The following is a 10209-nucleotide window of genomic DNA, read 5'->3' as shown; positions in this document are numbered from 1 at the left end:
GGAACTAATTCATGCCCAGGGCCCGTGGACGTCGGTCGGAGAAGTCGAACTGGCCACCTTGCGGTGGGTGCATTGGTGGAACACCAAGCGGCTTCATGAAGCTTTGGACTACGCTACCCCACAGGAAGTAGAAACCGAGTACTATCTCACCGAGCCCATCAACACGGGGCCGTAAAAGAAGCGGAACTAAACCCAGGACGCTTCAGTCATGAGTTTACAGACTCATGCGCAGAACGCGCATATTAAAACACCGACCCGTGTCGAGCGCGACCGTGGTGGACTGGATAACGCCCCAGCATCTGCCAGTGACCGCGACCTTTTACGCGATCATCTAGGCCGCGAGGTACTCCACGGTTCAGTCACACGAGACTTTAAAAAGGCCTATCGACGCAACGCTGACGGTACGAACTCGCCGCGTATGTATCGCTTCGAGACTGATGCTTTAGGACGGTGCGAGTACGCCATGCTCACCACCAAGCAGTACGCTGCCGTCCTGGCCGTAGACGTTGATCAAGTAGGTACCGCAGGCGGTGACCCCGCAGACCTTAACCCGGTAGTATGTGGTCTATGACTAAATGGGAATACGCTACCGCGCCAGTACTAACTCACGCGACCAAGCAGATTCTGGATTCCTGGGGTGAAGACGGCTGGGAGCTTGTCACCATCACTCCTGGTATGAATCCAGAGAACGTTGTGGCTTACTTCAAGCGTGAGGTGGAACAGTAATGAGTCATCTTTCGCGACTCGCCAAACTTGGATACTCTCTCCCGGAGGTTGCGAAGCCACTTGCGTCCTATGTTCCGGCTATTCGCGTAGGCGACCAAGTATGGACTTCCGGGCAACTGCCCGTTGTTGAGGGCGTTCTGCCAGCCACGGGCAAAGTGGGTGCGGACGTCTCGATCGAAGACGCACAGGGCTATGCACGCACCGCCGCGCTGAATGCTCTCGCAGCGATCGACTCTCTTGTTGGACTCGATAGTGTCTCCCGCGTAGTTAAGGTCGTGGGTTTCGTTTCTTCTGCACCTGACTTTGTTGAGCAGGCTGAAGTTATTAATGGTGCTTCCGATTTCATCAGGGAGGTTTTCGGCGAGGCTGGCACGCACGCACGTTCTGCAGTGGGCGTGGCTGTACTTCCGAAGGATTCCCCCGTTGAGGTGGAAGTTATCGTGGAACTTTCTAAGTGATCGGATAGGCTTAATACTCATGGAGCATCCTGCATATAGCCAATTGCGTCCCGTGACCCCGTCCGTAGGCGTTGTCTTGTGCGACAACCCTAGCTACACGGCGCTCGAGGGAACTAATACGTGGATCGTTCGTGCTAACGAAGATTCAAAGGCAATCGTCGTTGACCCAGGTCCGGAGGACGAAGGTCACCTCAACGTCGTCACCGCGAAGGCGGGTGAAGTGGCGTTGATTCTTGTTACTCACCGTCATGACGACCATGCGTCTGGAGCGCAGCGTTTGCGCCAGCTTACCGGCGCGCCAATTCGAGCTTTTGACCCGAACTACTGCAATGGGGCAGAAGCGCTTGTCGACGGCGAAATTATCACCGTTGACGGCATCACCCCGCAGTTGGAGGTTGTCCACACCCCAGGCCACACCGCTGATTCGACCTCGTTCTTTGTTTGGTCTGGTGTGGCTAAGGATTCCCAGCTCGAGGGTATCCTCACCGGCGATACCATCGCTGGCCGTCACACGGTCCTGCTGTCTGAGACGGATGGTGACTTGGCGGAGTACCTTAAGACTTTGGACATGCTGGAAGAGCGCGGCAAGGACATCACTTTGATGCCGGGTCACGGCCCTGATTTGGACGATGTTTCGCAGGTCGCACGCAAGTACATTGACCGCCGCCACCACCGCCTTGAGCAGATTAAGGAAGTCCACGCACGCTTGGGCGAGGACGTTGACCTGAAGACTCTGGTGGATGAGATGTATGACGACGTTGACCCAGTTCTGCGCCATGCCGCAGAGCAGTCCACCCGTACTGCGCTGAAGTATCTGGCTGACCAGAAATAGGAATTAAGAGTAAAGCTCCTGGGAATCGGAAGTGATTCCCAGGAGCTTTATTTATGGATTTAGGCTTTAGCGAGCGCGCTTTGCCAGGTGCTCAGTGTCCACGATGAGGACGGACTTGCCCTCGAGGCGAATCCAGCCACGGTGTGCGAAGGTGGCGAGCGCCTTGTTTACGGTCTCACGGGAAGCGCCAACGAGCTGGGCGATTTCTTCTTGGGTGAGGTCATGGTTCACGCGGAGGGCGCCGCCCTCCTGAACACCGAAGCGGTTAGCCAGCTGCAGCAAAGTCTTGGCAACGCGGCCCGGAACGTCGGTGAAGATGAGGTCCGCGAGGTTAGCGTTGGTGCGGCGCAGGCGGCGGGCCAGAACGCGCAGGAGCTGCTGTGCAATAGCAGGGTGATCAGAGACCCACTGCTTGAGCATCTCGGAGTTCATGGTTGCGGCCTGGACCTCGGTCACACAGACCGCGGAGGAGGTACGAGGACCCGGATCGAAGATGGACAGCTCGCCGAACATGTCAGACGGGCCCATCACAGTCAGGAGGTTCTCGCGGCCGTCCGGCGCGTGGCGGGCAAGCTTAATCTTGCCCGAAGTGATGATGTAGAGACGATCACCTGGCTCGCCCTCCTCAAAGATGGTGGTTCCACGAGGGAAACGCACGGTTTCCATCTGCTCAATGAGGTTCTGTACTGCGACGGGATCAACGCCTTGGAAAATACCAGCCCGAGAAAGAATGTCCTGTACGCCTTCCACGTTTTGCTCCTTGAAGTTGGCGGGGTAGTGGTGAAGAAATGCCCGGAGTCTTTCCGAGCATCTGACGCGTGTGTATCGAAAAACCAGAAGTTTTCTAGCGAGACAGGCGCGCGCCCCTATGCAACGAATCTCATCCTACAGTGTAATTTGTCACTTTATGTAACCCTGTGAAAAATTGTCACACTTCTATGGAGGTCAGAAAAGGGTGCGGGGAAATTTATCAGTCCCCGAAGACCTTTGATTCCAGCTTCTCCATGAGGATCGCAAACAGTGCGAGGGCTAGGGGCACAACGACGATCAATGAAACCATAATCAGTATCCTACTAAGCTCAAGAGAATGTCTGACTCATCGCCTGTTAGTCGTGCTTCGCGCATCAATGAGCTGCTCGCCCGAGAATACCCGGATGCTGAGTGCGAGCTGGACTTCTCCAACCCGCTTGAGCTTCTCGTGGCCACGGTGTTGTCAGCGCAATGCACTGATGCGCGCGTCAATCAGGTAACTCCCGAGCTCTTTGCCAAGTACCCGGATGCGGCGCACTATGCCGCGGCGTCGCGAAGCGACTTGGAGGCTATTCTCCGGCCGTTGGGATTTCAGCGCGCTAAAGCTGGGCATCTTATTGGCATCGGGGAGAAACTCATGGCCGATTATGGAGGTGAGGTTCCGCAGGGCATCAAGGAGCTCACGGAGCTGCCTGGCGTGGGACGCAAGACGGCACTTGTAGTGCGCGGTAACGCCTTTGGGCTCCCAGGCTTGACGGTGGATACTCATTTCGGCCGACTTATGCAGCGGATGGGGCTAAGCCAGAGCAAGACTCCGCTCAAGATTGAAAAAGACATCGCTGAACTCCTGCCGGAACAGGAATGGACGATGTTTTCCCATCGCATCATCTTCCATGGGCGCCGCGTGTGCCATTCGCGCAAGCCGGAGTGCGAAGTATGCGTGGTGCGGAAGTTGTGCCCAACCGGAGTTTTAGCAGCTCAAGGCGTAAGGAAGACCGATGTCCGAGGCGGGAAGTAGGCTGAACGGCATGAATAAGCTCACCTCGTACATCGTCGGTTCAGTCATCGCGGCCATCGTCGTCGCCGTGCTGGCTTTCGTTGGTGCGCGCAACCTGCTTGGCAGTGGCGGGCAGGAGCCTGAACGCGGCGTCGATGCCGCGGCGAGTGCGTCTGCACAGGCGGGGGAGGGAGACGTCGTCAAGCGCCCAGCGTGTCCGGAGGGCGCAGTAGCGGGCGTGGACCTCGAATGTTTGGGCGCGCAGGCACAAAGTGCTGCCAAGGACGTGCAAGTGGTCAATGTCTGGGCCTGGTGGTGTGAGTCGTGCCGTGCGGAACTGCCGTACTTGCAGGAAGTAGCCACGGCGCATCCCGACTGGGACGTGGTGGGAGTCCACGCGGATGGCAACGCTGCGAATGGCGCCGCTTTCCTCCAGGACATTGGCATTGACCTGCCGAGTTACCAAGATGCTTCCAATAAATTTGCTGGTCAGCTTGGGCTCCCAGGGGTTATTCCCATTACGCTCGTTGTGTACAAGGGCGAGGTGAAGAAGCAGTACATAAAGCCCTTCGAGTCCACCGCAGACATTGAGAAAGCAGTGGAGGAGGCCCTGGCATGAGTAGGCTGAAACCAGACTTGGCGCCGCAGTGGCTACGCCCTGCCATGGGTGTGGATGCAGCGGCGGTGCAGGAGCGCATAGGTAACCGTCACGCTACGAAGTTCGTGAAGGACCTGCCGCCGGTGCGCAAGGAGGCTGCGGTGTTGGTGCTGTTTAAGGGCACGTCCTTCGACGATGGCGAGGTGTTGCTGACGCACCGTTCGCCGTCGCTGCGCTCGCATTCCGGACAAATCGCTTTCCCAGGTGGGCGCCGCGATCCCGAGGACGCCACGCTTGTCGACGTTGCCTTGCGCGAAGCGTGGGAGGAAACCGGCCTGGATAGCTCCACGGTCACGCCGCTGGAGCAATGGAACCAGTTGCAGATTCGAGCCACCGGTAACCCGGTAAGCCCCGTTACCGCCTTTTGGCACGCTCCTGGAAAGGTGTGGGCGGCGAGCCCCGATGAAACCGACGACGTATTCACCTTTCCGCTGCGCGAACTGGCGGAACCCACTAATCGCTTGATGGTGGGCTTTGGCCCGTGGAAGGGGCCGGCATTTCGCGCCAACGACTATTTGATCTGGGGTTTTACTGGGGGGATTCTCTCCGCCATCTTGGAGCACGCCGGCTGGGAGAGCGAATGGGATAACAATTCGGTGCATGATCTGCACGGCGCACTCAAGCGTTCGCGAAATAATGAGAAGATGACCTAGCTGAAATGGCCTTCGCGTTTGTGCTCTAAGTGGGCCGCGCGTTTACCGAAGAAAGAACCTTTGCCCCGTGACCCTGACCCTCGTATTAGACATCCTCATCGTGGTGGCAGTTTTGCTTGCCCTCTGGGCGGGCTGGCGCCAGGGCGCGATTTCTGCTGTCTTGTCATTTGTTGGCATCGTAGCCGGCGTTGTGTTGGGTACCGTGTTGGCGCAATTCGCCATACGGCTGACAGACCAGGCTGCCTTGCGTTTTCTACTCGCCATCGGTGTGCTCATCATGATGGTGGGCATTGGTCAGCTAATCGGTGCGAGTATCGGTGCCCGTTTGCGCGATAGGATGCGCACCCGCAAGAAACAGCGGGTGGATTCTTTCATCGGCGCGGGATTTCAGGCCGTTGCCGCGGTCTTCGTTATTTGGCTGATCTCCTTGCCTTTGGCTTCGAACGTGGGCGGCGCGCCAGGCCGTGCCTTGCGGGAATCACATATTTTGAGCGTGCTCAATGGGGCTGCACCAACGCAGTTGGCGTCGTTGCCCAATGGCGTTGCGGCGGTACTCAACGAGTCAGGACTGCCGCCGCTGGTTTCGCCGTGGCAGGATTCCGGCAGGGCCGTCGAGGTGGCGGCCCCAGCACAGGACGTTAATGACCCTGCTCTGGTGGAACGCCTGCGACCTTCGGTCATTCACGTGCTTGGCGACGCCGAGGTCTGCTCCCGCCGCCTCATGGGTTCCGGCTTCGTAGCAGCTGATGACTACGTGATCACTAACGCGCACGTAGTTGCCGGTACCGAGAAGGTCCATCTGGATACGGTCCTTGGCCTGCGCCAAGCAGAGGTGGTCTATTACAACCCCAATGTGGATATCGCCGTCTTGCACAGCGACAATCTGGGCATCAGCCCGCTCGATTGGGCGCCGACTCCAGCTGATACTGGTGACGACACTATGGTCATGGGCTTCCCGCACTCCGGCCCCTTCGAGGCAGGGATGGCACGCGTGCGCGAACGCATCACCATTGCCGGACCTGATATTTATTCCAAGGGTCGCGTGGAGCGCGATGCTTACACGGTCCGCGGCAGCATCCGCCAGGGCAACTCGGGCGGGCCGCTGGTCAATACCGATGGCCAAGTCCTCGGCGTTGTGTTTGGTGCTTCCGTCGAAGACTCGGAGACCGGCTACGCACTGACCGCTGACGAGGTAAACAAGCACATCGGCGACATCACCCAGCTGAGTCGGCCCGTAGATACCGGCAACTGCGTGGCTGGCTAGAAGCCCTAAGCCCCAATCTGCGCCATAGAGAAAGACCCTGCTTATCGCATTCCTGAGGGGGAAGAATAAGCAGGGCCTTTGTGACGGCCTGCGGTGTGCTGTGGTGCACCGAGGGGGGAGGTGTTACTCCTTGGCCAATCCGAGGTTGGAGCCAGTGCCGATCTCGAGGTGCATGCCCGGAACCGAGTTGATGAGGTTGCGGGTGTATTCCTCTTGTGGGTTGTTGAAGATGGAATCGGAGGTGCCTGCCTCCATGACTTGGCCCTTCTTCATAACCACAATGTCATCGGCCGTCTGGCGGACAACTGCCAGATCGTGCGTGATGAAGAGGTAAGACAGCTTTAGCTCAGACTGCAGCTCGGCCAGCAGCTGGATGATCTGGTTCTGCACCAGAACGTCCAGTGCGGAGACTGCCTCGTCGAGGACGATGACCTCTGGGCGCAGCGCCAAGGCGCGGGCGATGGCGATACGCTGGCGCTGACCGCCGGAGAGCTCGTTCGGGTAGCGGCGCATCGCAGAACGCGGCATGGCCACCATGTCGAGCAGCTCAGCCACGCGGGCCTCACGCTCCTTACGGCTTCCCACCTTGTGCAGAGCCAGCGGCTCTTCGATGCACTTGAAGATGGAGTACATCGGGTCCAGGGAGCCATACGGGTTCTGGAAGACGACCTGCATCTTGCGGCGCAGGTTGAACAGTTCTTTCTTGGAGAGCTTGGAAGTGTCTTTGCCTTCGAACTCGATGGTGCCGGAGGTCGGCTCCAGCAGGCCCAGGACCATGTTGGCCACGGTGGACTTACCCGAACCGGACTCGCCCACGAGCGCCATGGTGGTGCCGCGGCGGATGTCGAAGGAGACATCGTCAACTGCCTTAAGCAGCTTCTTCTCGCCGCGCTGACCACGAATATCAAATTCCTTGGTCAGGTTGCGTACGGAGATGACGGTTTCTTCCTCAATGTTGGCAGCGTGGCTTGCAGTGCCGGTCTTGAGCTCCTCGGTCTCGATTCCGGCTTCTTGGGCCGCACGGATGCGGGAGGAAGCGAGGGAAGGAGCCGCGGTGACCAGACGGCGGGTGTAGGGGTGCTCAGGGTCGCGCAGGATGTCTCGCGAGGGGCCAGATTCCACGATGCGGCCGCGGTGCATAACGATGAGGTGCTCAGCACGCTCTGCCGCGAGGCCCAAGTCGTGGGTGATGAACAGAACCGCGTTGCCGAGGGACTCGGTGAGGTGCTCGAGGTGGTCCAGGATGGTCTTCTGCACGGTCACGTCGAGTGCCGAGGTCGGCTCGTCGGCGATAAGAAGCTTCGGGCGAGCGGCCAGGCCGATACCGATGAGCGCGCGCTGGCGCATACCACCGGAGAACTCGTGCGGGTACTGCTTGGCGCGACGCTCGGCGTCGGGAAGCCCAGCTTCCTCAAGGATCTCCACCACGCGCTTCCCGCGCTCGGAGCCCTCAACCACGTTGTTGGCCTTGAGGGATTCCTCAACCTGGGTGCCAATACGCCACACTGGGTTCAGGTTGGACATTGGATCCTGCGGGACCAAGCCGATCTTGTTGCCGCGGAGGGCTTCGAACTGCTTGTTGTTGTAGTGGGTGATGTCCTCGCCCTCGAAGAGGATCTGACCCTTGGTGACCTTGCCGGTGCCCGGTAGAAGGCCCAGGATGGACATAGCGGTGGTGGACTTACCGGAGCCGGACTCGCCCACGATTGCCACGGACTGGCCTGGGTAGATGCTCAGGTTGACACCACGAACTGCCTCGACGGTACCGGTGGAGGTCTCGAAGGAGATGTGGACGTCCTTCATTTCAAGTAGCGGCTTATTCATTAGCGATTCCTTGCCTTCGGGTCGAGGGCGTCGCGAACGACGTCACCCATCATGATGAAGCTCAGAACGGTCAGGCCCAGGGCGCCTGCCGGGTAGAACAGGACGGCCGGGTTAACACGCAGGGAAGCCTGTGCGTCAGAGATGTCTCCGCCCCAGGAGACGAACGTGGACGGCAGACCGATGCCCAGGAAGGACAGGGTTGCCTCGGCGACGATGTAGGTACCCAGCGCCACGGTGGCGTAGGAAATAATCGGCGCTGCAGCGTTCGGCAGGATGTGGCTGAAGAGGATGTGGATGTTCGACGCGCCGATAGAGCGCGCGGACTGCACGTATTCCTCGTTCTTGATGGAGACCACGGCGCCACGCGTAATACGGGCGATGGAGACCCAGCCGAACAGACCAAGGACCAAGACCACCGTGATGATGGTGCGGTGCTCCTTGAACATCTGCATAACAACGATTGCCGCCAGAACCAGCGGAATAGCGAAGAAGATATCGGTGATGCGGGAGAGAACGGAGTCAATCCATCCACCGAAGAAGCCGGCTACGGCGCCCACTAGGGCGCCGATGATGACCACGAGAATCGTGGTCAGCACGCCCACGGTGACAGAGGCACGTGCGCCATAGATGACGCGAGCGTAGATGTCGCAACCTTGGCGGTTAAATCCGAAGGGGTGACCGGACTCGGCAGGAGCGAGCGACTTAGACAGCTCGCACATGCGTGGATCGGTGTTGGTGAACAGACCTGGGAACAGCGCCAGCAGGACTGCGATAACGATCATGGTGGCCGCAACCCAGAACAGCGGGCGGCGGCGCAGATAGCGCCATGCCTCTCCCCATTGGGAAGAAGGAGCAGACTCGTCCTTGACGGCGTCGACAGCGCCGAGACCGGTTTCGTCGACCTCGTTGACGTAGTGCTCTTGGCCAGGGTACTGAGTAGTCTTTTCGAAATTAGGCATAACGGATCCTCGGGTCGAGTACTGCGTAGAGGAGGTCAACCAGCAGGTTGGCGATGATGTAGATGATCACCAAGACCGTGGTGAAGGAAACGATGGTGGTCGGCTCACCACGCAGGATGGCCTGGTACATGGTTCCGCCAACGCCGTTGATGCCGAAGATGCCCTCGGTAACGATGGCACCGGTCATCAGGGAGCCGATGTCGGCACCGATGAAGGTAGCCACTGGAATCAGGGAGTTGCGCAGGACGTGGCGGCGGGTGACGGCACCACTGGAAAGGCCCTTTGCGCGGGCGGTACGCACGTAGTCTGCGCGGAGGTTCTCAGCAACAGACTGGCGGGTCAGGCGGATGACATATGCCAAGGAGAGCGCACCCAGCACCATTGCTGGCATGAGGAGCGACTCAAAGCTGGCCTTCGCGCCCACCGTCACCGGAAGGAGCTGCCATTTAATACCCACGAGGTACTGGAAGACAAAGCCGATGACGAAGGAAGGCACTGCGATGACGAGCAGGGAAGCGACCAGGACGGTGGAATCGAAGATTCCTCCGCGGCGCATACCGGCGATGACGCCGAACAGGATGCCGAAGACTGTTTCAAAGACAATGGCCATGAGAGTGAGCTTCACCGTAACTGGGAAAGCATTGGCCATAACTTCGGTGACGGGGATTCCGGAGAAGGTGGTTCCGAAGTCCAGCATGAAAATGCCCTTGATGTAGAGCAGGTACTGGACAATAAATGGCTTGTCGAGGTTGTATTCGGCCTCGATCCTAGCGCGAGCTGCCTCGGTGAGACCGCGGTCGCCGCCCAGGGCTTCGACCGGATCACCGGGCATCAAGAAGACAAGTGCGTAGATGAGGAGGGTAGCTCCGAAGAACACCGGAATCATCTGGAGCACTCGTCGCCCGATATAGCGCAACATAGTGTTGTCCTTTACTAGTTGTGAGCATGCGCTTGCCGACGCCGCGCGACCGAGAAGGTCGCGACCCTGGGTAAGGGTTGTGGCAGAGGCTGCTACGCGTGTCTTGAGAGTTTGCCTGTCGTGGCTACAGGGAATCTAGTTTGTGATCTCGCTCAATGAGTAATCTCTG

Annotated in this window: 13 protein-coding genes; 9 read left to right on the top strand and 4 right to left on the bottom strand. The window is 58.9% G+C overall.

From position 1 onward, the window contains the following. From HMPREF0308_RS10090 to HMPREF0308_RS10075, 5 genes are all read left to right on the top strand, one after another. Nucleotides 1-175: integrase core domain-containing protein (locus tag HMPREF0308_RS10090; protein ID WP_005531278.1), on the top strand; the 175-nt coding region annotated here is incomplete at its 5' end. A 33-nt stretch (nucleotides 176-208) separates the two neighbouring features. After that, nucleotides 209-571: a hypothetical protein gene (locus tag HMPREF0308_RS10085; protein ID WP_034657447.1), complete on the top strand. Its 363-nt coding sequence runs from the start codon at nucleotides 209-211 to the stop codon at nucleotides 569-571. Beyond that, the gene (gene sp36 / locus HMPREF0308_RS13720; protein WP_086892235.1) at nucleotides 568-726 is read left to right on the top strand and encodes a Sp36 family protein; all 159 of its coding nucleotides are present in this window, start codon (nucleotides 568-570) and stop codon (nucleotides 724-726) included. Before HMPREF0308_RS10085 ends, sp36 begins: the two co-directional genes overlap by 4 nt. After that, nucleotides 726-1184, top strand: coding sequence for a RidA family protein (locus HMPREF0308_RS10080; RefSeq protein ID WP_005531273.1), 459 nt, complete (start codon nucleotides 726-728; stop codon nucleotides 1182-1184). The genes sp36 and HMPREF0308_RS10080 overlap by 1 nt, the downstream gene beginning before the upstream one ends. Nucleotides 1185-1203: 19 nt before the next feature. Next, on the top strand, nucleotides 1204-2016 hold the full coding sequence (locus HMPREF0308_RS10075) for an MBL fold metallo-hydrolase (RefSeq protein ID WP_005531271.1): 813 nt from the start codon (nucleotides 1204-1206) through the stop codon (nucleotides 2014-2016). Nucleotides 2017-2082: 66 nt separating this feature from the next. Here HMPREF0308_RS10075 and glxR read toward each other — a convergent pair whose 3' ends face one another. Beyond that, complete coding sequence (glxR, locus tag HMPREF0308_RS10070) at nucleotides 2083-2766, bottom strand: CRP-like cAMP-activated global transcriptional regulator GlxR (RefSeq protein WP_005531269.1); 684 nt, start codon at nucleotides 2764-2766, stop codon at nucleotides 2083-2085. Nucleotides 2767-3103: 337 nt separating this feature from the next. Here glxR and nth point away from each other — a divergent pair, with 337 nt between their 5' ends. The 4 genes from nth to HMPREF0308_RS10050 all read left to right on the top strand — a co-directional run bounded on the left by nth (nucleotide 3104) and on the right by HMPREF0308_RS10050 (nucleotide 6338). Continuing rightward, on the top strand, nucleotides 3104-3784 hold the full coding sequence (gene nth, locus HMPREF0308_RS10065; protein ID WP_005531267.1) for an endonuclease III: 681 nt from the start codon (nucleotides 3104-3106) through the stop codon (nucleotides 3782-3784). Between the two features lie 10 nt (nucleotides 3785-3794). Continuing rightward, on the top strand, nucleotides 3795-4382 hold the full coding sequence (locus HMPREF0308_RS10060) for a TlpA family protein disulfide reductase (protein WP_034657457.1): 588 nt from the start codon (nucleotides 3795-3797) through the stop codon (nucleotides 4380-4382). Next, a complete protein-coding gene (locus HMPREF0308_RS10055; protein WP_005531263.1) occupies nucleotides 4379-5074 on the top strand; it encodes an NUDIX hydrolase in 696 nt (231 codons plus the stop codon). The genes HMPREF0308_RS10060 and HMPREF0308_RS10055 overlap by 4 nt, the downstream gene beginning before the upstream one ends. Nucleotides 5075-5141: 67 nt before the next feature. Next, the gene (locus HMPREF0308_RS10050) at nucleotides 5142-6338 is read left to right on the top strand and encodes a MarP family serine protease (RefSeq protein WP_005531261.1); all 1197 of its coding nucleotides are present in this window, start codon (nucleotides 5142-5144) and stop codon (nucleotides 6336-6338) included. A gap of 123 nt (nucleotides 6339-6461) precedes the next feature. Here the strand turns inward: HMPREF0308_RS10050 and HMPREF0308_RS10045 are convergent, their stop codons facing one another. From HMPREF0308_RS10045 to HMPREF0308_RS10035, 3 genes are read right to left on the bottom strand one after another with little or no spacing between them, the layout of a single operon-like run. Next, complete coding sequence (locus HMPREF0308_RS10045; protein ID WP_005531259.1) at nucleotides 6462-8162, bottom strand: dipeptide ABC transporter ATP-binding protein; 1701 nt, start codon at nucleotides 8160-8162, stop codon at nucleotides 6462-6464. Beyond that, entirely contained in the window at nucleotides 8162-9121 is a 960-nt protein-coding gene (locus tag HMPREF0308_RS10040; protein WP_005531257.1) for an ABC transporter permease, read from the bottom strand. Before HMPREF0308_RS10040 ends, HMPREF0308_RS10045 begins: the two co-directional genes overlap by 1 nt. Then, the gene (locus HMPREF0308_RS10035) at nucleotides 9114-10040 is read right to left on the bottom strand and encodes an ABC transporter permease (RefSeq protein ID WP_005531255.1); all 927 of its coding nucleotides are present in this window, start codon (nucleotides 10038-10040) and stop codon (nucleotides 9114-9116) included. The genes HMPREF0308_RS10040 and HMPREF0308_RS10035 overlap by 8 nt, the downstream gene beginning before the upstream one ends. Between the last annotated feature and the right edge of the window lie 169 nt (nucleotides 10041-10209).

It is taken from the genome of Corynebacterium striatum ATCC 6940 (genome assembly GCF_000159135.1).
GTDB lineage: Bacteria > Actinomycetota > Actinomycetes > Mycobacteriales > Mycobacteriaceae > Corynebacterium > Corynebacterium striatum.
This window is presented reverse-complemented; position numbering and strand designations above follow the sequence as displayed.